At 57.4% G+C, this 24,056-nt stretch carries 18 protein-coding genes and 1 riboswitch; of the genes, 13 read left to right on the top strand and 5 right to left on the bottom strand.

Features of this window, described 5'->3' with window-relative positions:
• Nucleotides 1–8: 8 nt before the first annotated feature.
• On the top strand, nt 9–431 hold the full coding sequence (locus tag OZX74_RS05400) for a hypothetical protein (protein WP_277155964.1): 423 nt from the start codon (nt 9–11) through the stop codon (nt 429–431).
• A 148-nt stretch (nt 432–579) separates the two neighbouring features.
• On the opposite strand, the gene OZX74_RS05395 is transcribed toward OZX74_RS05400, so the two are convergent.
• Entirely contained in the window at nt 580–1,245 is a 666-nt protein-coding gene (locus OZX74_RS05395) for a response regulator transcription factor (RefSeq protein ID WP_277155963.1), read from the bottom strand.
• Between the two features lie 403 nt (nt 1,246–1,648).
• Here OZX74_RS05395 and OZX74_RS05390 point away from each other — a divergent pair, with 403 nt between their 5' ends.
• The 3 genes from OZX74_RS05390 to OZX74_RS05380 all read left to right on the top strand — a co-directional run bounded on the left by OZX74_RS05390 (nt 1,649) and on the right by OZX74_RS05380 (nt 4,438).
• The gene (locus OZX74_RS05390; RefSeq protein ID WP_277155962.1) at nt 1,649–2,623 is read left to right on the top strand and encodes a histidine kinase; all 975 of its coding nucleotides are present in this window, start codon (nt 1,649–1,651) and stop codon (nt 2,621–2,623) included.
• 178 nt (nt 2,624–2,801) lie between these two features.
• Nucleotides 2,802–3,683, top strand: coding sequence for an ABC transporter ATP-binding protein (locus OZX74_RS05385; protein WP_277155961.1), 882 nt, complete (start codon nt 2,802–2,804; stop codon nt 3,681–3,683).
• A gap of 5 nt (nt 3,684–3,688) precedes the next feature.
• Nucleotides 3,689–4,438 carry a hypothetical protein gene (locus OZX74_RS05380; RefSeq protein ID WP_277155960.1) on the top strand — a complete coding sequence of 250 codons (750 nt, stop codon included), beginning with the start codon at nt 3,689–3,691 and terminating at the stop codon, nt 4,436–4,438.
• A 246-nt stretch (nt 4,439–4,684) separates the two neighbouring features.
• Here the strand turns inward: OZX74_RS05380 and OZX74_RS05375 are convergent, their stop codons facing one another.
• Nucleotides 4,685–6,112, bottom strand: coding sequence for a DUF349 domain-containing protein (locus tag OZX74_RS05375; RefSeq protein ID WP_277157427.1), 1,428 nt, complete (start codon nt 6,110–6,112; stop codon nt 4,685–4,687).
• Nucleotides 6,113–6,367: 255 nt separating this feature from the next.
• Between OZX74_RS05375 and hisS the strand changes: the two genes are divergently transcribed.
• The 9 genes from hisS (at nt 6,368) to OZX74_RS05330 (ending at nt 18,842) form a co-directional block, all read left to right on the top strand.
• A complete protein-coding gene (hisS, locus tag OZX74_RS05370; protein WP_277155959.1) occupies nt 6,368–7,768 on the top strand; it encodes a histidine--tRNA ligase in 1,401 nt (466 codons plus the stop codon).
• A 56-nt stretch (nt 7,769–7,824) separates the two neighbouring features.
• Nucleotides 7,825–9,624, top strand: coding sequence for an aspartate--tRNA ligase (gene aspS, locus OZX74_RS05365; RefSeq protein ID WP_277155958.1), 1,800 nt, complete (start codon nt 7,825–7,827; stop codon nt 9,622–9,624).
• 270 nt (nt 9,625–9,894) lie between these two features.
• Nucleotides 9,895–10,641 (top strand): amino acid ABC transporter ATP-binding protein, encoded by a 747-nt coding sequence (locus OZX74_RS05360; RefSeq protein WP_277157426.1) that lies wholly within the window; start codon nt 9,895–9,897, stop codon nt 10,639–10,641.
• Nucleotides 10,642–10,787: 146 nt separating this feature from the next.
• Nucleotides 10,788–11,642: a glutamate ABC transporter substrate-binding protein gene (locus tag OZX74_RS05355; protein WP_277155957.1), complete on the top strand. Its 855-nt coding sequence runs from the start codon at nt 10,788–10,790 to the stop codon at nt 11,640–11,642.
• Entirely contained in the window at nt 11,639–12,316 is a 678-nt protein-coding gene (locus OZX74_RS05350) for an ABC transporter permease subunit (protein ID WP_277155956.1), read from the top strand. The genes OZX74_RS05355 and OZX74_RS05350 overlap by 4 nt, the downstream gene beginning before the upstream one ends.
• Before the next feature lie 4 nt (nt 12,317–12,320).
• The gene (locus OZX74_RS05345; RefSeq protein ID WP_277155955.1) at nt 12,321–13,460 is read left to right on the top strand and encodes an amino acid ABC transporter permease; all 1,140 of its coding nucleotides are present in this window, start codon (nt 12,321–12,323) and stop codon (nt 13,458–13,460) included.
• 277 nt (nt 13,461–13,737) lie between these two features.
• A complete protein-coding gene (locus tag OZX74_RS05340) occupies nt 13,738–16,308 on the top strand; it encodes a DEAD/DEAH box helicase (protein ID WP_277155954.1) in 2,571 nt (856 codons plus the stop codon).
• A gap of 66 nt (nt 16,309–16,374) precedes the next feature.
• A complete protein-coding gene (locus tag OZX74_RS05335; RefSeq protein ID WP_277155953.1) occupies nt 16,375–17,790 on the top strand; it encodes a replication-associated recombination protein A in 1,416 nt (471 codons plus the stop codon).
• Between the two features lie 59 nt (nt 17,791–17,849).
• A complete protein-coding gene (locus tag OZX74_RS05330; RefSeq protein ID WP_277155952.1) occupies nt 17,850–18,842 on the top strand; it encodes a D-2-hydroxyacid dehydrogenase in 993 nt (330 codons plus the stop codon).
• A gap of 197 nt (nt 18,843–19,039) precedes the next feature.
• On the opposite strand, the gene OZX74_RS05325 is transcribed toward OZX74_RS05330, so the two are convergent.
• The 3 genes from OZX74_RS05325 to OZX74_RS05315 form a co-directional block, all read right to left on the bottom strand.
• Nucleotides 19,040–20,386 carry an amidohydrolase family protein gene (locus tag OZX74_RS05325; protein WP_277155951.1) on the bottom strand — a complete coding sequence of 449 codons (1,347 nt, stop codon included), beginning with the start codon at nt 20,384–20,386 and terminating at the stop codon, nt 19,040–19,042.
• A gap of 133 nt (nt 20,387–20,519) precedes the next feature.
• Nucleotides 20,520–23,255, bottom strand: coding sequence for an energy-coupling factor transporter ATPase (locus OZX74_RS05320; RefSeq protein ID WP_277155950.1), 2,736 nt, complete (start codon nt 23,253–23,255; stop codon nt 20,520–20,522).
• A gap of 13 nt (nt 23,256–23,268) precedes the next feature.
• Nucleotides 23,269–23,877, bottom strand: coding sequence for an ECF transporter S component (locus OZX74_RS05315; protein WP_277155949.1), 609 nt, complete (start codon nt 23,875–23,877; stop codon nt 23,269–23,271).
• A 5-nt stretch (nt 23,878–23,882) separates the two neighbouring features.
• Nucleotides 23,883–24,035: riboswitch (FMN riboswitch) on the bottom strand.
• Nucleotides 24,036–24,056: the final 21 nt, after the last annotated feature.

The raw sequence follows: 24,056 nt of genomic DNA, 5'->3' as shown, positions 1-24,056 counted from the left end.
TGCGGGTAATGGGAAAATATGTACGGAGAATTGTTGGCATAGTGGCTGCGTTGCTTTGCGTCGGCAGTCTGGCAGGGTGTGGAGCCAAAGGTTCCGAACCGAGTGTGAGCGATGTGGCTGACAGGTTCTCTGCGATGAAGAAGTATGATGTCAAACCCAACGGGGATGTAACAACCGTTACCGCTTCCAAAAGCGGTACGCTTTATGTTCTGGCCTATCGCGAGGATCTGAAAAAGATGAAAGCCGAACGCTGCACGGTTGACGGAAATCCCATGAAAACAAGCGTCGAAGACCTCAATTATCCGGATTCCAAGGGCAAGAACCTCTTCGTATTTGCACAGACAAAGGTCAGGCAAAGCGGCAGTCACAAACTCAGTTGCACTCAGCCAGGAACTACCGAGCTAAAAGCATTGTTCGATACGAGCAAATAGGTTTGCTGAATTCTTTATTTATGCTCTAGAGACAGATAAGTAACGCGAAAGCCGGCCCCTATGAGAAACACAGGCACTCTGGCTTTCACTTCCCTAGCGGGGTGGGCTTCATCTATGAGTAGGCATGAGATGAATCATTACTGTCATCTCAAACGGCAATATTGTGCATCATCCAAAGGGCCACAGCGTGACTCAGGGTTTTGGCACCAAGTTTGTGGCGAATGGTGCGGGTATGAGAGCGTATCGTAGCTGGGGTGACATTGAGCGACTCGGCGATTTCCTCATTGGTGAATCCTTCCGAGGTCTGCTGAAGGATTTGTATCTCTAGATCGCTCAGGGAATCGAAGATATCGTTCTTTCCAGAGGAATCTGCTACGGTTCGGCAAGCGTCTTCGGGACGAAGAAACGATATATCGGGCTCTGGCGAGAATGTGCCTCCTGCTGAGACATTGGTGAGAGCAGCGGCCATCTGCCGCATGTTTCCCTTGACCATGAATCCTTGTGCGCCCGCCTCTGAGAGTTGTTTGGCATACTTTTTCGGGCTGAACGAGCTCATCGCAAGTATGGGGACAACACAATGTGAACGACGGATACGACGGCAGACTTCCATACCGTTGGTTCCGTCAAGTTCGACATCGGTGATGAAAAGCTGGGGCTGCCATTGTTCGTCAAGGCAACGGCGGATGGCTTCATCGGCGCTGGTCGTACTCCAAGCGACGACAAGGCCCGGCAGCAGTTTCGGCAGCACCGATGTAATCCGGTCCAGCGAAAGCTGATCGTTGTCCAATATCCCTGTTTCCAACGTGCGATTCATGCCGCTCCTACCTTGCGCTTGCTGACGCAATCATTTTACATTTTGCAGCGACGCACCGTTTGCTATACGGCAAGTCGACGGTTTCAGAGAAAGGGTTGCGGCAGTGTTATAGAATCCGGAGGGAATCAACAGAATCGCTGTTACCCATTAGGCAGGTTTCGGAAGGTGGCCGCATGTCGAAGGTACTGAGATACATCAGGACTCCGGGGAAACGAAGCCTCTGCATCTGGGCTGCAATATGTTGCCTCGTCGTTTGTGTGGAAGCGCCTTTCTGGCATCCCCACGGTTTGTGGTCGTGGACTTCATTGTTGGTCCAATTCCTGCTGAGCATGGGCATCGCGGTTTTCCCTGTACCGGCGTGTGTGATACATGTTCTTTTTATTCGGTAATCGAAGCTTTGGGATTGCCGGTAGCACAGTCCGCCATCGTCATGTTTCCGGTGATTGGCCTGTTGGCATATTATGCGATGCCGTTATACTCGATCGGGGCCGTATGCCTGCTTTCCGCCTCCAACATGCTGTTCAATGTCCACGAACATTACGAGGGTGCCGTCACCAGTGGCTTTGCCGCAGGCATGTTCTATCTTGCCGTAGCCGTTGTCGGCATCGTCTTGGCCAATAGAAGAGACACGATAGTCACGAAGGAGAAACTGTTCGAAGCGCAACGTGTGCAGCGCGAACTGGAAGAAATCAAGGGAAACCAGCGGCTTGCCAAACAGATTCACGATTCGATAACGCAGGAAATCTCGGCTATTGCGATACAGTCATGGCAATGGAAAGACGATGACGCGATTCCCGAAAAGCCGAAGAAAGCTATGGGCTCCATCTATGAGGCCTCGCAGACAGCTCTCAACAACATGCATGACGTCATCGATATCCTCAAATTGGAAGACCAATCCGATTCTCCTGCGCAAGCCAACGTGAAGGATGAAGATAGTTCCCGACGTGCCGACTTGGAGGAAACCGTTTGTGAGCTGGTAGACAAGGAACAACAATCGATGACCAGACTTGGCTACCATGGCCGATCCGTAGTGAATCATCTTGAACAAAGAATTTCTGTCAATGAAGACCGGGCGAGCATCGTCATTGATTGTATCCGTGAGCTATACGCCAACATTATCCGGCATACCGTTCCCGGAAAAGACACGTTTGCGGTATCGATTACGGTTGATGTCGACAAAATCGCATTGACGGAAACAAACACCATTTCCGGCAGGGATATCGCGGGTACTCCGCTTGAGCACGTGCGGCATGGTCTGGGCTTGAAAGCCCATCGGCGTGAAATTGAGAATGTCGGAGGAGTGATGCGCTCGCGGACGGATGATGATGGCTGGTTCATCCATATCGAGATACCACTGGAAAAAGAACAAAATTCCTGATATCTGGTTTTGTCCTGACTTTTGTTTGTCATGATTCATCCTGCATATTTGTGCATTCTTTTTTGCCTGAACTACACAAATGTGCAGGGTTTTGCTGTTTGACCTATAGGTAGTTTTTCTGCGATATATCGTCGTTCCGGTTCCCGCGAAAAGGTGGGAGGTCAGGAAAGGAAAGACGATGACGGGTTTGTCGGTCAGTCATCTGACGAAACGGTATCGAGGCAATGATTTTGATTCGTTGCATGATGTCAGTTTTGATGTCGGTAAAGGGGAAATCGTAGGTCTTGTCGGCAAAAATGGTGCTGGCAAGACCACATTGATGAAAATGATCGCGAAAGCCCAGAAGCCGTCGGCGGGCATGGTGAGCTATAACGGCGTGGACGTGTTCGGTCGGGATCGTGTCCTGGAGCCGTTCGGCATCATGATCGGGGCCATTTTCCTGCCATATCTGAGTGTGGAGGACAATCTGTCCTTCTATCTTAAATTGCATGACAAATCCAAGTATGAAGCGAACATCCGTCCCACTCTTGAACTGGTTGATCTGTGGGGCAAGCGGGACAAGAAACCAAGCGGGTTCTCGTTCGGTATGAAGCAACGGCTCGCGCTGGCGATGTGCATGGTCGATGAGCCGGAGTTCATGATTCTCGATGAACCGTTCATTGGGCTGGATCCCGATGGCGTGAACGAACTTATCGGTGTGCTCAGGCGTTGGGCAGCCGACCGAGATACCGCAATTCTCATCTCGAGCCATCAATTGGCGGAACTTGAAGCCATCTGCAAACGCTATCTGTTCCTTGAAAACGGCAAACTCACTCGTCAATTTGCTGGTACCGGCAACGAGCTCACCGTCATTCGTCTGCTGCGACCACTGGATGATCCGCAGGATTTCAAAGGTATACATCCACAGGTCGTTGCGGTCTCGGATGACGGTGTATCGCTGAATATCGACACTACTAAGGGTTCGTTGAATGATGTGCTCTCGGAATTGACCGTTACCTGCGGAATCGCTGATATCGATGTCCAGCGTGACGGCCTCAGCACGCTTTTCGGAAAGGAATAACTTTTTTGACACGTCTTATTTTCAAAAATCTGATGCGAACTAAGGAAACGATTATCTTCCTATGCTTCAGTCTGTTCCCGGTATTGTTGCCCATCGCTGCGCAATTCAACACAAAGTTCATGCAGTTTCGCGGGGAGAAAGGCTCGACTGACTGCCTTTCCTTCTTCGGTGCCGTGCTTAACGTCAATTACCAGACCATCCTGCCTATGATCGTGCTGATTTACCTTGTCGTTTCATCCTTTTATGTTGAGGCCCGCGACGGTACGTTGTTCCTTTATAAAGACATCAGCCGACGCAAAATCTTCATGGCGAAAGTGGCGGCATTGACCGGAGTGGTTGCCGTGTATGTTGCTCTGCTATTTGTTGTCAGCGCAGCCGTCTATTACCTGTACATGATTCATCAGCCTTATGCCTCGGGTACGTTTCTGCCGATCGACGCCGATACCGCCCAGAGTGCTGCCTTCGACATCGTCGGGACCATATTCGCCATGCTGCTGTGCGTGCTGGTAGCGTCCGTGGCCTCCCAACGATTCGGTGTGGGCATCACGATGCTGGTTGCGATTCTGTATATCCTTGTTTCGCAAATCGCTCCGTTGCTTGATACCCTGCGTTATTTCCTGCCCAACGCATACAGTGCGCTTGCTGTTACCCTCGGATTCGCGCTGGCCATGGGTGCGGCGGCGACCTTGTTCATCGTCTACAGTGCGGTATTGCTGGTATGGGGTAATCACGCCTACAAGACGCTCGAGTACTGAGATTACGTGAGCCCGACAGGACGATTTAGCGAACAACACTCGAAACGAACATGCGATGAAAATCAAGAGAATGGCATCATAATCCTGATTTTCATCGCATGTTCGATTGAGAATGCGAGTGAAATCAGCGAACCCTGTCTGGAATCTTGATTTTCATCGCATAATCAAAAGGAACTACACCAGATTGAATGGCGTAGCCCCTTTTGTATAGGTCGAGATGTTGAGCATCGTCTCCGTAGAAAGCGTTTACTTCACAGCGTTGAGCCACTGTTCCTTGGTGGCCTTTTCGGCTTCGAGCTTGGACTTCTTGGCCGGGTCGGACTCGGCGGCGATCTGAGAATCGAGCTCATCGAGCTGGGCCTTCAGCTGGGTCTCGAAGCTGGAGACGCGGGCGTCGGCTTCAGGGTCGCTCTTCTGCCAAGCGGCCTGCTCGACTGCCTTGATCTTGTTGTCGACGGCGTCCAGCCTGCTTTCGATGCGGTGCATGTCCTCACGAGGCACGTAGCCGATCTGATCCCACTCGTCCTGGATGTCGGCCAGCGCCTGACGAGCCTTCTTGGCGGCCTTCTCGTCGGCGACAGGTACCAGGGCCTCGGCCTTCTTCAAGAGCTCTTCCTTCTTGGCAAGGTTGTCCTTCTCGTTGGAGCTCATCTGGTCGCGGTCGGCCTGACGCGCGTTGAAGAAGACGTCGCATGCCTCGCGGAAGCGTGCCCACAACTCGTCGTCTTCCTTGCGTCCGGCGCGTCCGGCGGCCTTCCAGCGGTCCATGAGCTCGTTGAACTGGTGCGAAGTGGCGCCCCAGTCGGTGGAGTCCTTGATTTCATTGGCTTCCTTGATGATCTCTTCCTTCAAGCGCTTGGTCTCCTCGCGGGAGGCGTCGCGGGCCTGAGCCCACTTGCGACGGTGCTGGTTGAAGGTAGTGCGGGCGGCGGAGAAGCGCTTCCAAAGTGCGTCCGCGGTCGGCTTGTCGATGCGGATGGTGGTGCGCTGATGCTGCTGCCACTGGTCGAAGAGCGAACGGAATTTATCGGCGGTGGAACGCCAGTTCGTGTTCTCTGACAGCGAATTTGCGAGATTTTCAGCCTTCTCGACGATGGCGGTGCGCTCCTTGATCGCCTTCTCGAGCGCCGCCTTGCGAGCCTCGGCGAGTTCCGCCTTCTTGGCGTCGCCGGCCTTCTTCAGTTCCTCATATTGAGACTTAAGCGTTGGGATATCGCCGACAACGGCCGGATTGTCGGTCTCCTCACCGAGCGACTTAACTGATTCATCAATCTCATGAGGCTTGATGTTCGCGGCTTTAAGACGTGTGGCGAACAGATCCAGCTTGGCCTTGAGGTCGAGATAACGCCGTGCGTAAAGCGTCAGCGCCTCTTCGTTGGTGGCGCCCGGGAATTCTCCCACTTCTCGCTCGGTTTCGCCCTCCTTCACATAAACCGTGCCCTTTTCGTCGACGCGGCCGAACGCCTCGGCGGCCTTGACGTCGGCCTCGGAGTAAGTGTGAGCGGGTGCTGCGACCGGGTGCTTCGCCGGTTTTTTGGCGAAAGCCAGGGGGGAGGGAACATGCGGTTTCGGGGCGGACTTGGCAGGCGTGGCCGGAGCCGGTGTTGCTGCGGCAGGCGCTGGGTTGCTCGGCGTGTCGCCGGCCTGAGAGGTCTGTGGATTCGCAGGGGCCATCGCCTCTTCGGCCGCGGGCGTTTGAGGCTCGGCCGACGCCTGTGAGGCCGCCGGCTCGACCGGTTGGGACGTGGCGCTGGCCTGTGCGTCCGCGCCAGGCTGCGCTGCCTGTGCGTTGGTTTCATTGGTGTTTGGGGATTCAGTGACTTGTTCGTCGGCCATGGCCAGCTCCTTGAGAGTCTTTGTGTAACAGGTTGTTGTGAAAGTCGAGACGGGTGCCTTAATTTTCCACAACACCATTTATTATAGGGAGTTATGGCAAAAGGCGCATCAATATCAGGATTTCCGGAGTGGCTACCCGAAGAACGGATGGTCGAACAGCGTGTCATCGACACGGTCCGCAGGGTTTTCGAACTCAACGGGTTCATCGGCATCGAGACCAGAGCGGTTGAGGAAGGCTCGAGTCTGCTGAAAAAAGGCGAAACCAGCAAAGAGATTTATCTGCTGAGTCGTTTGCAGGAGGTCGGACATGAATCCGACACCCCGATTGAGCATCGTCTCGGGCTGCATTTCGACCTGACCGTTCCGCTGAGCCGCTATGTGGTCGAGCATTCCGGCCAACTCACCTTCCCGTTCAAGCGCTGGCAGATTCAGAAGGTCTGGCGTGGTGAACGTCCGCAGGAAGGCCGTTTCCGTGAGTTCGTACAGGCCGATATCGATGTGATCGGCAACGGCGAGCTGGAAGACCACTATGAGGTCGAATTGCCATTGGTCATGGTGCAGGCGCTTGAGCAGCTGCGTCAGTTCGGGCTTCCCAAGGCCACCGTCCATGCCAACAACCGCAAGCTCTCCGAAGGCTTCTATCGCGGTCTTGGCCTGAGTGATATCGAAGGCGTGCTGCGCGAGATCGACAAGCTCGACAAGATCGGTGCCGATGAGGTGGTCAAGCTTCTGGTCAGCGGGTGCGGGGCCGACGAGGCACAGGCGCGCGCCTGCCTCGAACTGGCGGAACTTACCGCAAAAGACGGCAAGGAACTGCTGGAGAAGTTCGATGAATTATGCGCTGGTCATAATATTGCACAGGACAGCGATGCCTACAAGCTTGCGCGTCAAGGCCTCGACACGTTGGCGATGATTGTCGACGAAGCGGCCATCACCCGTCCCGGTTCGGTCATCGCGGATCTCAAGATCGCGCGTGGCCTTGACTACTACACCGGTTCGGTGTATGAGACGTTCCTTGATGGTGCGGACCAGCTTGGTTCCATCTGCTCAGGCGGGCGTTACGACAACCTCGCCTCGCAGGGCAACAGGAAATATCCGGGTGTGGGCCTGTCCATCGGTCTGTCACGCCTGGTTTCCTACATGCTGCACACCGCCGGCGCACACGCCTCTCGCGTGTCTCCCGCAGCCGTCATGGTGGCCGTATGGAACGAGGACGATCGTCTGGACTGCAACCATATCGCCGCTGCCTTGCGTGAACGCGGCATCGCCGCCGATGTGGCGCCGAAGGCCGCGAAATTTGGCAAGCAGATCAAGTACGCCGACAAACTGGGCATCCCGTATGTCTGGTTCCCGGCGGATGCGTCGAACGACGGCGAAGGCAGCGACCATGACGAAGTGAAGAACATCATCACCGGCGATCAGGTCCCCGCCGACGCCAAGTCATGGCAACCCGATACGCTGTATGCTCAGCAAACCGTCTCTTTAAGCAAATAAAAGAGCGCGGATCTTCGCGGTTTTCGAGCGGTTAGTAGATAAGGAATAGAGGGAGCATGAGCCAGACGGCTTATAGAACACACCATGCCACTGAAGTGACCGAGGAATTGATCGGCCAAAAAGTAACCCTTGCGGGTTGGGTCGACCGCAGACGTGATCACGGCGGCGTCGCCTTCATCGATTTGCGTGACAGTACCGGTCTGGTGCAGATTGTCATCTATGACGAGGAAATCGCCCGTCCGCTGCGCAGCGAATTCGTCATCCAGGTTGTCGGCGAGGTGCGTGAACGTCCGGACGGCAATGAGAACGAGCATCTCTCCACCGGCAAGGTCGAGGTTGTCGTCGAAAGCCTCAAGGTGCTGGCCAAGTCCGACGCGCTGCCGTTCCAGGTTTCCACCGCCCTCGAGAACGAGGCCGAGAACAAGCTTCCCGGCGAGGACATCCGTCTGAAGTATCGCTACCTCGATTTGCGTCGCCCGTCCATGCAGCGCAATCTCAAGCTGCGCAGCGATATGACCCGTGCCGCACGCCATGCGCTGGAGGATATGGACTTCACTGAAGTGGAAACCCCGACATTCATCAAGTCCACGCCTGAAGGCGCACGCGACTTCGTGGTGCCGGCACGTCTGGTGCCCGGTTCCTGGTACGCGCTGCCACAGTCCCCGCAGCTCTTAAAGCAGCTGTTGATGGTGGGCGGCGTCGAGCGTTACTTCCAGCTGGCCCGCTGCTACCGCGACGAAGACTTCCGCGCCGACCGCCAGCCTGAATTCACGCAGCTCGACATGGAGATGAGCTACGTCGACCAGGAGGACGTGATGGCCATGGCCGAAAAGGTCATCGCCGCCATCTGGAAGACCCAGGGCTACGACATCAAGCTGCCGATCGACCGCATCACCTGGCAGGATGCCATGGACAAGTACGGTTCCGACAAGCCCGATCTGCGCTTCGGCAACCCGATCGTGGAGCTGACCGATTACTTCAAGAACACCCCGTTCCGCGTCTTCCAGGCACCGTACGTCGGCGCCGTGGTCTTCCCGGATGGTGCGGATACCCCACGTCGTCAGTTCGACGCATGGCAGGAATGGGCGCGTCAGCGCGGGGCCAAGGGCCTCGCTTACGTGCAGTTCACCGGCGACGGCACCCTCAAGGGCCCCGTGGCCAAGAACCTTTCCGACGAGGAACGCAATGGCCTGAAGGAGGCCGTAGGCGCCAAGGACGGCGACGCGGTGTTCTTCGCTGCAGGCCCCCGTGAGTCCTCGCAGCTGCTGCTCGGCGCCGCCCGCGTCGAGATCGCACGCCGTGCCGGCTTGCTTGACCCGAAGAAGTTCGCCTTCACCTGGGTGGTCGACTTCCCGCTGTTCAAGCGCGCCGACGATCCTGATGACGACGATGTGGCGGTGGGCAACTCCAAGTGGACCAGCATGCACCACCCGTTCACCATGCCGAGCGCCGACTGGATCGACAAGTTCGATAAGGATCCGGAACACGCCATGAGCGACTCCTACGACATTGTCTGCAACGGCGAGGAAATGGGCGGCGGCTCGGTGCGTATCCACCGCAACGACATCCAGGAACGCGTACTCGACGTGCTGGGCATCGACGAGGAAGAAGCCCAGGAGAAGTTCGGCTTCCTGCTCGAAGCGTTCAAGTACGGCGCACCGCCTCACGCAGGCATCGCTCTCGGCTGGGATCGTACGGTCTCGATTCTCGCCGGCTGCGACACCATCCGCGACGTCATCGCCTTCCCGAAGGCCGGCGGCGGCCGAGATCCGTTGACCGGTGCACCTGCTCCGATTTCGGACGCCCAACGTGCCGAGACCGGTGTCGATTACGATCCGGAAGAGGATGAAGACTGATTTGATTTTGTAATATTTATTACAAATTAATCATCGGGTGAATGTGTCCAGCTCATTGTTGAGTTGGACACATTTGTTTTCATAAGCCACTGAATTCAACGAGATGTAGCACGATAATAACAAATTTTGAGCACATAACAATAATTACTGATATGTCTCAATAATTTCGCTGGTAACTATGTGGTAACACTGTGCAGGTATACTGCTTTCATGTCTGAAACAAAAGAAACCACTACTAAAACGCGCGAAAATGACGCGTCAAAACCATTGATGGACGAGAACCATCTGCTGGTTGAACTCTCCCATGTGGAGAAGCATTTCGGCAAACTCCATGTCTTGAAGGACATCAATCTCAAGGTCGACAAGGGCGAGGTGCTCGTCGTCGTCGGGCCTTCCGGCTCCGGCAAATCCACGATGTGCCGCACCATCAACAGGCTCGAGACCATCGATTCCGGCACCATCCGCATCGACGGCCAGCCATTGCCGCAGGAAGGCAAGGATCTGGCCAATCTCCGTGCCGAGGTCGGGATGGTCTTTCAGCAGTTCAACCTTTTCGCCAACAAGACGATTCTGCAGAACGTGACGCTCGCACCGGTCAAAGTGCGTCATATGGACAAGAAAGAAGCCGATGACCTCGGCATGGATCTCCTGGCGCGCGTGGGTGTCGAGAGCCAGGCCAACAAGATGCCATCCCAGCTTTCCGGCGGACAGCAACAGCGTGTGGCCATCGCCCGTGCGCTTGCCATGCGACCCAAGATCATGCTGTTCGACGAGCCTACCAGCGCCCTCGACCCGGAAATGGTCAATGAGGTGCTTGACGTGATGATCAAGCTGGCAAGCGAAGGCATGACCATGATCTGCGTGACCCATGAGATGGGCTTCGCGCGCAAGGCGGCCGACCATATCGTCTTCATGGCCGACGGCAAGATCCTCGAAAAGGGAACGCCTGACGAGTTCTTCGACCATCCGAAGACAGATCGTGCCAAGGACTTCCTCTCGAAGATCCTTACACACTGATTCCTACACGTGCATCTGGCGGTATACCGGTTATATGGAGACGAGACCGATGGATACTCGCGGCGCACCAATCGAGGGCAATACAACAGCAACATCATTAATCCGCTAGAAAGCGAATGGGGAAGTATTCGGGAAAGCAACAATCTATGAAACCATCATTCAACCATTGTTCGCGCATCTGGCGCAGGGTCCTCGCGGCCTTCTGCGCGTTGGCTTGCGTGGTTACCGTAGCCGCGTGCGGCTCGGACAACGAGGCGGGCAAGATCCGCATCGGCATCAAGTTCGATCAGCCCGGCGTCGGCTTCAAGAAATCCGGCACCTACGTCGGCTTCGATGTGGATGTCGCACGCTACATCGCACGCGACCTCGGCTATAACGAGGACGAAATCGTCTGGAAGGAAGCGCCGAGCAAGCAGCGTGAAGCCATGCTGCAGAACGGTGACGTCGATATGATCATCGCCAGCTATTCCATCACCGACGAGCGCAAGAAGGCCGTTACGTTCGCCGGTCCGTATTTCGTGGCCGGCCAGGACCTGATGGTGCGTAAGGACGACCATGAGATCACCGGGCCCGACAGTCTCAACGGCAAGCGCCTCTGCTCGGTGACCGGTTCCACCTCGGCCGAAGTGGTCAAGCAGAAGTTCTCGTCGAAAGTACAGCTGATGGAGCAGCCCGGTTATGCGGAATGCGCGACGGCGCTGTTCAGCGGCATCGTCGACGCGGTGACCACCGATGACATCATTCTGGCAGGCCTCGCCTCCAACGCCCACGGCAAACTGCGCCTGATCGGCAAGCCGTTCACGCAGGAATACTACGGTGTCGGCGTGAAGAAGGGCAATGTAAAATTCGCCAGGAAAATCGACAAAGCCATCGCCCAGATGGAAAAAGACGGTTCTTGGAAACGCGCCATCAACGACAACACTCGCGGGGTCAAATACAAGCCGAATATGAAATACAATCCGCCAAAGCCGGATCTAGGGCAGACGGGAGTCGAGAAATGAACGAATTCATTGAATTGTTCAGCCAATACAATGTGCCGGGCGCGTTTCTTGTCAACATCGAACTGACGCTCTGGTCCGCGCTGTTCTCTCTGGTTCTCGGCATCGTCCTGCTGATGATGCGCATCTCGCCGATCTCTTCTTTGCGAACCGTGGCGAGCGCCTACGTCGAGTTCTTCAAGAACATGCCGTTGACCATCATCATGGTGTTCATGGTGCTTGGCGCCTTCGCCCAGCTCAAGCTGACGTTCTCCGATACCTTCGCCGTCAACTTCTTCTGGCTTGCGGTCACGGGACTGTCGCTCTACACGGCGGCCTTCGTCTGCGAATCCCTGCGTTCCGGCATCAACACCGTCCCGCTGGGGCAGGCCGAGGCGGCACGTGCGCTGGGACTGAACTTCATGCAGTCCGCCACACAGATCATCCTGCCGCAGGCCTTCCGCGGTTCCGTAGCACCACTTGGCAACACGTTGATCGCGTTGCTGAAGAACTCGACGGTCGCCGCGGCCGCATCGGTGGCCACCGAAACGTCAAGCCTGATGAGCGAGATGATCGAGTTCCATGCCAACTCCATCGTCGCTATCTTCCTGATCTTCGCGTTCGGCTACGTCATCCTGATCATTCCCATCGGGGCGCTGACCACAGTGCTTTCGAACAAGCTCGCGGTACGGAGGTGAACGCATGAGCAAGAACAACAACGAATCGGCCGTCCTCTTCGACGAGCCGGGGCCGAAAGGCAAACGTCGTATCCGCATTGCCAACTGGATCGGTGGCATCATCGTCGCCATCCTCGTGGTGCTGATTCTTATGCGCCTGCACAACCCGCCGGACGGCGAAAACCAGCTGGACTGGGAGCTTTGGAAGCCGGCGCTTGACGGCGAGGCATGGACGGATTTCTACCTGCCCGGGCTTTGGATGACCATTAAGGCCGCTGTGCTCGCCGTTATCGGTTCGGTCGTCTTCGGCCTGATTTTCGGTATCGGCCGTTTGCTGCCGAGCAAGATCGTGAGGGCCGTTTCCGGCGTCATCGTCGAATTCTGCCGCGCGGTGCCGGTGCTGATGTTCATGATTTTCTTCTGGAGGCTCTTCTCCTTCATGGGCATCCAAAGCGCTTCCTACTGGGCCGTCGTGCTCGGCCTGATTCTCTACAACGGCTCAGTGGTCGCCGAACTGGTGCGAAGCGGCGTGGGCAACCTGCCCGGCGGGCAGCGCGAGGCCTCGCTGGCCCTGGGGCTCACCACCACGCAGTCGCTGATGCAGATCGAGGTGCCGCAAGCCATCTACGCCATGCTGCCGGCAGCGGTGACCCAGCTGGTGGTGGTGTTGAAGGATACCGCGCTCGGCTCGATCATCATGTATACGGACCTCTTGCAGGAATCCCGCCGTCTGGGCTCGATGTACTTCAACATCCTGCAGACGTTGGTGGTCGCCGGCGTGGTCTACTTCATCGTCTGCGCGCTGCTTTCCAAGCTCGCCGAATGGCTTCCGACCCGGATGCAGGAACGCACCGCCGCGCCGACCGAGCCTGAGCCGGTCGCCCCGATCGCCATCATGGACGCCTCGAACGTCAACCAGATCGCGGTGGCCAAGGAAGTCGACAAGGAACATTACGGCGGTGTGCCCCGTCAGTACCATGTCCATCACCGCGGCACCAACGCCTCGGTCCATGAGTGGCGCAAGACCCGCTATATGCAGGGCTACGATGCCACGCATCCCGAAAGCGAAAAGGAACCCGATCATGTCGAGTTTCCTGACATTTCGCTGCCGGGCAAGAAGTCGCATCCGCATGAGGACAAACCTCAGAAGCATGAGAATGAGTAGTTTGTAGGTTTGAACCGTATAAAAATGGTGACTATTGATTTTTCGGTGGTCACCATTTCTTGTGAACATACTTTATCGGGTTGGCCGTGGGGCAGGAAGATATGCGATGTTCTGGACACTCAAGGCCGTTCGGCCAAGCCTACGCCAGAACATCGCATATCTTCCTGCCCCGCTCCATTGATGGATGGTAATGCGTTTGTAGATGGTGGGTTAGCTGAAGGTATTTCTATGCTGAAATGAAAATGAAGAGTAGCGAGCCGACGATAGACTTGGGGCTATGACACAGAGTTTAGGGGAGCTGGCACCGAGTTGGGATGGCAGCGGGGACGAGCAGCACAATATCGACGCCGATGAGATTTATGATAGATTTTTCGGATGGGTGCGTGAGAGTAAGGGCATCGACCCGTGGCCGCATCAGGAAGAAGCCGTCATGGATCTTCTGGCCGGCGATCACGTCATCCTGAGCACACCGACCGGTTCTGGCAAGTCGCTGGTGGCCCTTGGCATGCATTTCGCGGCGCTGTGCACCGGAAGACGCTCCTATTACACGGCACCGATCAAGGCGCTTGTCAGCGAGAAGTTCTTCGATCTGGTCGAGGCGTTCGGCCGCGACAACGTCGGCATGATCACCGGTGACACCAGTATCAATTCCGAGGCGCCGATCATCTGCTGCACCGCCGAGATTCTGGCCAATCAGGCGTTGCGGGAGGGCGTGAATGCCGACATCGGTTGCGTGGCGATGGACGAGTTTCACTATTACGGCGACGCCGAGCGTGGATGGGCCTGGCAGGTGCCGCTGCTGACGCTTCCCAAGACGCAGTTCCTGCTGATGAGCGCGACGCTTGGCAACGTCAACGCTATCGCCGACAAGCTCGAAGACATGACACGCAGCGACGTGGACGTCATCGATGACGCGCCCCGCCCGGTGCCGTTGAGCTATAAATACACCGACAAACAGCTTGCCGGCACGGTCGAACTGCTGTTCAACCGCGGCGATACCCCCATTTATGTGGTCCATTTTTCGCAGGACGCTGCATTGGAAACCGCTCAGGCGCTAGCCAGCACGGGAGTCTCCAGCAAGGAACAACGCAAGGAGATCAGCGAGGCCATCAAAGGCACGCGCTTCACTACGGCGTTCGGCAAGATTCTGCAGCGGCTCCTTCGCACCGGAGTCGGCATTCATCACGCCGGTATGCTGCCGCGCTATCGACGCTTGGTCGAACAGCTCGCCCAGCAAGGGCTGTTGCCGGTCATCTGCGGCACCGATACGCTCGGCGTCGGCATCAACGTGCCGATTCACTCGGTCGTGCTGACGCAACTGACCAAATTCGACGGGTTCAAGATGCGCAAACTGCGTGCCCGCGAATTCCACCAGATCGCCGGACGTGCCGGACGCATGGGATTCGACACCGAAGGGCTGGTGGTGGCGGAGGCTCCGGAGTTCGAGATCGAGAACGCGCGGGCCATCGCCAAGGCCAACGGCGACCCGAAGAAACTCAAGAAGATCAAGCGCAAGAAGCCGCAGGAAGGTTTCGTGACCTGGAACGAGGGCACATTCGATCGTCTCATCGAGGCCGCGCCCGAAACGCTGGTGCCACATATGAAAATCAGCCACTCCATGGTCTTGAACGAGGTGGCGCAGGGCGGCGACGCACGCGAGCGTATCGACAGGCTCATCGACGATTCCTCACAGACCCCCGAACAGAAGGAACATCTGCACCAGCGTGCCGACGAGATTTTCCAGACCATGTTCGACTCCTCCTTCATCGAGGCCGAAGACAACGGCCGTGGTGGTAAGGATTACTTTCTGGCCGTTGATGTGCCCGACAATTTCGCGCTCGACCAGCCGCTTTCGCCCTTCCTTCTGGCAGCGCTGGAACTGCTCGACCGCGAATCCGACACCTACGCGCTGGACGTCGTCTCGATGGTCGAGGCGACGCTCGAGGATCCCAAACAGGTCTTGAAAGCCCAGCAACGGCAGGCGCGTGACAAGGCGATGGCCGAGATGAAGGCCGACGGGCTCGACTACGACGAGCGCATCGACAAGCTGCAGGAGGTCACCTGGCCAAAGCCGCTCGAGGAAATGCTTGACGCCGCCTTCGACGAATACCGCCATGACGTGCCATGGGCCAACGACTACGAGCTGAGCCCCAAATCCGTGGTACGCGACATGGTGGAGACCGCCAGCGATTTCACCGGCTACATCGCCCGCTACAACATCGCGCGAAGCGAGGGCACGCTGCTGCGCTACCTTTCCGACGCCTACCGTTCACTGGCCCGTACCGTCCCGAAAGAGAAACGCAACGACGAGCTGGAGGACATCATCTCGTGGTTGCGTGTGGTCGTACGCTCCGTCGATTCCAGCCTTGTCGACGAATGGGAGAACGCAGGCAGCGATTCGGCCGCCGACGCCGAGGCCGCCGCGCTTAGCGCCGTGGCTCCTGGTGGCAAGGCCGCAGTGGTGGAGGACAGGCGAGGGCTCATCGTGCTCATCCGCAACGCCATGTTCCGTCGCATCCAGCTGATGGACCAGGACCGGCCGGAGGAACTCGGCGCACTCGACAAGGACTGGGGCTACGGTGTGCACGAATGGGACGATGCCCTCGGACGCTATTACGACGAGCATGAATATGTCGGCATCGACCAGAAGGCCCGCAGCGGCGATCTGTTCATCCTGGACGATCGTAACGAGGCCAAAGAGCATACTTGGAAGGTTCGTCAGATCATCGATGATTCCGATGGCGATCACAATTGGGCCATCACCGGCACTGTCGACCTCGACGCCACGCAAGAGAGCGGTGAGGTCGTTTTTGTGGATTATCGTGTCGATAACGACGGGCTTGACTGACAGGCAGAGTACTTGATTCGCATAATATGCGAACAAACGTTCGAATATGGGGTGTAGGATGGAACCATGACCGATGATTTGTTCAGCGCCGCCGATGCGCCTGAAGACGTGACCCGTCCGCTTGCCGTGCGGATGCGGCCGACGACGCTTAACGACGTGGTGGGCCAGCAGCAGGTTCTGGGCCAGGGCTCGCCGTTGCGCCGGCTTGCCAGCCCCGCATCGAAAGGATCATTGACCGCTCCGAGCTCGATTATCCTGTTCGGGCCTCCGGGAGTCGGCAAGACCACGCTGGCCTATATCGTCGCCCAACAATCCGGACGAGATTTCGAGGAGCTTTCCGCCGTCACCTCCGGCGTCAAGGATGTGCGTGCCGTGCTGGAACGTGCCCACGAACGATTGGTGACGCAAGGACGCGAGACGGTGTTGTTCATTGACGAGGTGCACCGCTTTTCCAAGTCCCAGCAGGATGCGTTGCTTCCCAGCGTCGAGAACAGGGACGTCACCTTCATCGGGGCGACCACGGAGAACCCGAGTTTCTCGATCAACAAGCCGCTGCTCAGCCGGTCGGTGGTCGTGAAGCTCGAATCATTGGAACCCGGTGACCTGAAAACGCTGATCACTCGCGCGCTGGGAAGCGAACACGGGCTTAAAGGCGAAGTCAAAGCTAGCGACGAGGCAATCGATGAGATTATCCGCATGGCCGGGGGAGACGGGCGCAAGACGCTGACAATCCTCGAGGCTGCGGCAGGTGCGGTCACCGGCGACAAGGAACGCAAGAAGGGCGCTCGCAAACCGACCATCACCCCCGACGTCGTCTCGAAGGTCATGGATTCGGCCACCGTGCGCTACGACAAGGACGGTGACGACCATTACGACGTGGCCTCGGCGTTCATCAAATCGATGAGGGGAAGCGACCCTGATGCTGCGCTGCATTATCTGGCCCGCATGCTGCGGGCGGGGGAGGACCCCCGTTTCATCGCCCGCCGCATCATGATCGCCTCGGCCGAGGAGGTCGGTATGGCCGCCCCGCAGATCCTGCAGGTCACCGTCGCCGCCGCGCAGGCGGTCGCCATGGTCGGCATGCCCGAAGCGCGGATCATCCTATCGGAAGCGGTCATCGCCGTGGCCACCGCGCCCAAGTCCAATGCCAGCTACAACGCCATCAATCAGGCGCTCGCCGATGTGGACGCAGGCATGATCGGGCAGGTGCCGCGCTGGCTGCGCAATGCGCCGACCAAGCTCATGAAGGAGTGGGGCAACAAGGAAGGCTACATCTACGCGCACGACGTTCCCGGCGCCGTCGCTACGCAGCAATACATGCCCGATGAGCTGGTGGGGCGCGAATACTATCACCCTAACGACCGCGGCTATGAGCGTGAAATCGGACCAAGGCTGGAGAAGATACGCGGAATTCTTCATGGAGACAACGTCAAAAGACGAGAAGAGCCGGGCGACAAGTCCGGGGAGATTCAAGACAAATAGTCAAAAATGATTAGTATTATTAAATAATAAGTCATATTGATATTAATTAAGGAGTGTCGATGGCAGGCAAAACCAACAAGGGTGAAAAGCTTATCGTCAACTGCATACCTGTCGATGAAAAGGACAGGCAGCGGTTTGTCGATGCGGCGGGGGATGTGCCTATTGAGTTCTGTGGGGACCCCAAGAATTATGGTGACATGAAAGTCAAGGCGCAGATTCCTGAGGAGCTGCGTGGAAGGGCCACGGCGGTGTTGGGCAATTTCGACCCGGCGATCGCCGACCAATTTACCAGCCTTGAATGGTTGCAGACCTGGAGCGCCGGCGTCGACGCCTATATCAAGCCGGGTCTGTTGCCCGAAAGCGTGAAGATCACCAGCGCCACGGGTGCCTATGGCCAATCCGTGGGCGAACACATGATCGCGATGATGTGGGCGTTGATGAAGAACTTCACCCGGTATATGCGCGATCAGACGGAACATCAATGGAAGGACGAAGGCACTGTACTCACGCCGAACGGTGCGACCGCGTTGGTTATCGGTACCGGCGACATCGGCTCGCACTTCGCCGGTCTCGCCAAAGGTGCCGGCATGCATACCCTCGGTGTGCGACGCAGCGCCGACAAGCCCGTCGACGGCGTCGATGAGATGCACGGTTTCGACGAACTCGATTCGCTGTTGCCGCAGGCCGATGTGGTCGCGTTGTCGTTGCCGCGGGCGGCCGACACCCATCATCTGCTCGACGCTCGTAGGATTGGCCTGCTGAAAAAAGACGCCATCGTCATCAACGGTGGCCGTGGCGACGCAATCGATGACGATGCCTTGGCCGATGCCTTGAGCCGCAACGCCATCCGCGGTGCCGGGCTGGACGTCTTCGAGACGGAACCGTTGCCGCCCACTCATCCGTTGTGGGACCAACCGCAGTGCCTGATCACGCCGCATATCGCCGGCGGCAGCCATCTGGCCAGCAACGATGCCCATATCGTCGACATCGCCGTAGCCAATGTGCGTCGCTACGTCAACGGAGAGCCATTGCAGGACAATGCCCATCGCTGAGTTTCAAGTATGTCCTGTCTGTTTCTTCTGCGGATGATTGAGAAGCTCGATATTCTGATTCGATGATTGAGATAGGCGTGAATAAGACAATCCGCATGGATGGAATATAACCGATAAAGAAGCTACAAGAAATCCGCCACTGATACACATGATCAGTGGCGGATTCCTTTGTATACAATCCTAAAACAAATCAGGCTTTACTGGTAGGCCTCGTCGAGCTGGGCTTCCATGTCATCGAAACGATCGACCTGCGGATGGAAGATTGGGTGACCGGCGGTGACCACGAGCAGCGGTTTCTCAAGCGTACGCAGGTTGTCGACGGGATTCTCGTTCAAGACCAGCAGATCGGCGGATTTGCCGATCTCCAGCGATCCGGTCACGTCGCCCAGGCCCAGGATCTCGGCGGTGACCTGCGTGCCTGCATGGAACGCCTCGGCCGGGGTGAACCCGGCAAAACGAACGAGCAGCGCCATCTCGCGCCAAGTGCCGTACTGCGGGACGAACGGCATGGCGGTATCCGTGCCGACGCCCACCTTGATGCCGGCTTCGTGCGCCTGCCTCGCGCCATTGACCATGCCTTCGACCACCGGCACGGAGTTGCGCATCTGGATGTCGGTCATGTTCAGTGCTTCCTGCGAAAGGTATTTCATCGGCAGCCCGGCCGAAAGCGTGGGTTCCAAAGCGCTGAAGCCACGAAGCGAATTCGGGTTGTGAAGGAAGAGCTCGGTCAGCTCGTCATCCAGGGTGCATCCATGCTCGATGGTGTCGACGCCGGCTTTCAACGCGCGGCGAACGCCTTCCTCGCTTTGCGCATGGGCGGCGACGATGATGTCGTTGGCATGTGCGGTCTCGCAGATGGCGCGCATCTGTTCTTCGCTCATCTGCGGAGCGCCTGCCTCGCCAAGCACCTGGGAATCGGTGACACCGCCGGTTGCGGCGATTTTCAGGGCGTTGACTCCATGGTCGATACTGTATTCTGCCTCGCTGCGCGCCTCTTCGGGAGTGGTGCTTTCCATGGCCACAAGCGGTGCACCGTGCCCGTCGGGAATCGCGAGCATCGGGCCGGCGGCCAGGATGCGCGGGCCGACCATTTTCCCGGCGTTGATGCGGTCGCGGATAGCGACGACCTCGTAGCCGACATCACCCACGGTGCGTATCGTGGTGACACCGGAATTCAGCAATGTCATGATGTTGGACTTGCTGGTCTCATACATGAATAATTTGCCTGGAGCGGAATGCACCAGCTTCGCGGTTTTGCGCTGGCCTTCGGGCGTGCTGCCCTTGGGATCGAGCGGACGGCCTTTCGAGAAGGTGTGGGTGTGTCCGTTGATCATGCCGGGGGAGACGACCTTGCCGGTGCCGTCGAGACGATGATAACCCGGAGGAACCACGACGGCCGTCGAAGGTCCGATTTTCCGGATCTTGCCCAATCCGTCCACAACGATGGTGGTATCGCTCAGGGTACGGCCGTCGTCGTCGCCGGTGGCCACGGTGGCGTGTTCGATGGCGAATGGTTCTATTACAGTGTTATGTGATGCGTGCATATCGTCTCCTTGATAGGCGAAACAGTTTGATGAAAGCTATGCTCCACTCTATCAGGATTTGCCGGATAGAGTCGGGAAAGAGGCGAATTCGCCGTCTTGTTTTTGTTTGCCGAAAAGCGCTTTGCGGCGTCACCTATAGTCTTACCACCGAGAAGATTCCTGCTTTCAGGCTCAGCAGCAGCGCAAGATACAGTGCGCACAGCACGATGAAGCACACATCCTTGCCGGTAACATGCATGGCATGCCAATGGGTCCGGCGGATGCCCTCCTCGTAGCTGCGTGCGTCGAGGGCCAGCGAGAGGTTGTCCGAATGGCGAAGCGCGCCGGCGAAAATGGGCACGATAATGGCCACGATCGCCTGGATTCGTTTAGCCGGTGTTCCGGTTTCGATACTGCCGCCGCGAGCGGCCTGGGCGTCCATGATGTTGCGCGCCTCGTCGGCCAATGTCGGCAGGAAACGCAGCGCCAGGCTCATCACCAGCGCCAGTTCCTGGGTATGCAGACCGAGACGACGCAACGGGGAAAGCAACGAGCCGAATCCGTCGGTCAGCGCCGTGGGCGTCGTGCTTTGCAGCAAAATGATTCCCAGCAGGATGACGAGCCCGAAACGGCAGGTATAGAGTATCGCCGCCATCACACCCTCGTCGGTGATCGGGAAGTCGAAGAAGGTCACCAAAGGCCTGCCGGTACGTACGAAGAGCATATTGACGATTCCCATCACCAGAAGCAGTATCAGGAAACCGCGCATCGAACGCAACAAACGTTTGGGACCCAGCTTCGCCGTCGCCGCGAGAAAGATGACCATGAGCGCGGTGAGTCCCAGCTGCGGCAAGGAGCTGACCATGAACGAGGTGAACATCAGCACGAGGAACACGACCAGTTTGACGCGGGGATCGAGACGCGCGATGATGCTTGGTTGCTCCCCGGTTTTGGAGGTTCTAGGGCTGGCTGATTGATTGCTGCCGCCAGATTGACGTTCGTCGGTCGGTTGATTGTTATCGGCGGATTGTCTGTTTTGGCTGCCTGCAGAAACGGTCCTTGATGATTTGAGATGTTCCTCGTCTGAGGAATGTTGGGCGATATCGTTCTTCTGGTCGTTTTGTTTTGGTTCGGGCCTTTGCCCTGACGTTATGCTTGGCTCGGAATCGACTGTCATACAATTCTTGTCGTCGTCGGCTTGTATCGGCTTGCCAAGTGTGATGACACGGTCGGCGAGCTGACGCGCCTGACGCGGGGAATGGGTGATCATGATGACGGTGACGCCGTGCGCGTTGAGCGTCCGTACCAGCGCGTAGATGCGTTCGCTGGCCGTAGTGTCGAGGCCGGCTGTCGGTTCGTCAAGGATCAGGATGCTCGGGGCGCAGGCGATGATGCCGGCGATGGCGGCGAGACGTTGCTGTCCGCCGGAAAGCGAGAACGGGGAGCGTTCGGCCAGATCGCTGATGCCGAGCAACGCCAATGCCTGATTGACACGTTGATCGACGATTTGCTGCGTCAGACCGAGGTTGCTCGGACCGTATGCCACATCCTGCCGTACGGTTTCGGCGAACAGCTGATGCTCTGGTTGCTGCATCACCAGTCCGATGCTGGAACGAAGCGCTTTTTTGTCATGACGCGACATCGAAGCCAAATCGATGCCTGCGACCTTGATCGTCCCGTCATCGGGTTTCGACAGTGCGGTCATCAGCCTCGTCAGCGTGCTCTTGCCGGTGCCGTTGCGGCCCATGATGGCGACGACCTCGCCCTGCTCGATACGCATCGAAAAATCATGCAGCGTATCGTTGTCGGCCTTGGGGTATCTAAACGAGACGTGCTCGAAACTCACCGCGGGTTCACTGCGAGCAATCTCGGAATTCGCCATATCTGTCGAAGTAGTATCGTCATTCGCCGTTTGCTGGCCCTTCGAGGCTGTATTGGCGGATTTCTCCGGATTTGCGTCAATAATCAAGCCATCGGGTTTCAGCATGCCGGTGTCATCGGCATTGGTCACCGAAAGCTTCAATGCGGCCTGGGTTTGCGAAAGCTCGACCAATCTGCCGTTTCCAAGACCGAGGATGCGGTCGGCCCGTTTCAATTCCTCGGGCCGGTGCGTGACATGGACGATGGTGGTGCCGGCCTGCTGAAGAGCGTCGAGCACACGCAGCACGTCATGCTGAGCTTCCAGGTCAAGCATCGCCGTCGGCTCGTCAAGCACGATCATCTGCGGATGCATGGCCAGTATCCCCGCGATGGCGATGCGCTGCTGCTGTCCGCCGCTCATCCTTGATGGGTCGTCGTCGATAGAATCGTGCATATCGACAGCAGTGAGGGATTCGTCGACCCGTTTCGTGATCTCATCCGGATGCAGCGCAAGGTTTTCCGGTCCGAACGCCACATCGTCGCCCACCACAGTGGTGATGATCTGGTCGGCAGGATTCTGGAAGACCGCGCCGATGTTTTTGCGTGCCTTGCGGTACTGGTCGCTGTGCGGGGTTCCGGAAGAAAACACATCATGGCCAAGCAGGGTCACCGATCCGTCATCGGGTGCGGCAAGACCGGCAATCAACCTTGCCAGAGTGGATTTGCCCGATCCGTTCGGGCCGACCAGGCATAGGCGTTCGCCGGCACGGATATCAAGGTCGATGTCGTTTAACGCCCATGACTTGCCGCCGTCGTAGCTGAAACGAATGCCGTCCAGCCTTGCGGCGGAACCGTCGGCATCGTTTGGCTCATCAACGTTCGGGCTGCCGGTTTCGCGAATGGGATGTATGTTCCTGGGATTGCCGTCCGTGACGGAAACGTGGCCGGAACGGTACACCGAAGTCGAGCCTTCGCTGTCATTGGATGTGGAAGGTCCGGCTTCGGCGGATGTAGCGGGAACCGTGGTCATGTTTTGTCAATTCCTAGCGGTTGAGGAGGTTGGAGATCGGCTTGTAGATGACGAAGGTGACCACGCCGTGGATGGCGAATTTGATCAGATTGAACGGCAGGAGAATCGGCACCACCATGGCGAGCACCTGAGCGGTGGTCATGTGCGCGTAAATCGGGGTAATGAGTATGTTGCCGCCGATGGCCGCGAGAAGGCCGAAGACCACGCCGACCAGAATGCCGACCAACGCGCCGACGCGGGTGCGCATGCGCTTGTAGACCATGGCTGCCGGAACGCTCAGGAACACGGAGACGGCAATGGACATGATCGCACCCCACGGATTCATGAACAGGTGGGGAATCCAGCTCAGGACGCTGACGATGAACGCCGCCATCGGGCCGAACGCGAAGCCCGCGACCAGGCAGATGATGCCGGAAAGGTCGTATTTGAGCCACGGCACGCCAGGCATGATGGGGAACTCGATGAAGGAGGCGGCCATCGCCAAGGCCACGAACAGCGCGTAGATGGCGATGCGTTGGGTCGACCAGCGGCCTTTGTCCGCTACACCGGTTGAATGTGAGGATTGCGTCTTGTCCCGCTTATGGGAATCGGACTGATTTTGGGTATCAGAAATATCGCTCATGATGAGCCCCGTTTCTTTCATCCGGACTATTACCGTTGGCCTCGGATTCTCACCGGATCAACCGCTTTCACGGCTCGCGGGCTTCGGCAATGCTGTCATTTTGAAACCGACAGTGCCGTTACCGCCAATAAGGGATTTCACCTTCCCTGAAACTTACGGTTCTATCTATACCCGTATGC

Origin of the sequence: Bifidobacterium sp. ESL0798, from assembly GCF_029395415.1 — a bacterium.
GTDB lineage: Bacteria > Actinomycetota > Actinomycetes > Actinomycetales > Bifidobacteriaceae > Bifidobacterium.
This window is presented reverse-complemented; position numbering and strand designations above follow the sequence as displayed.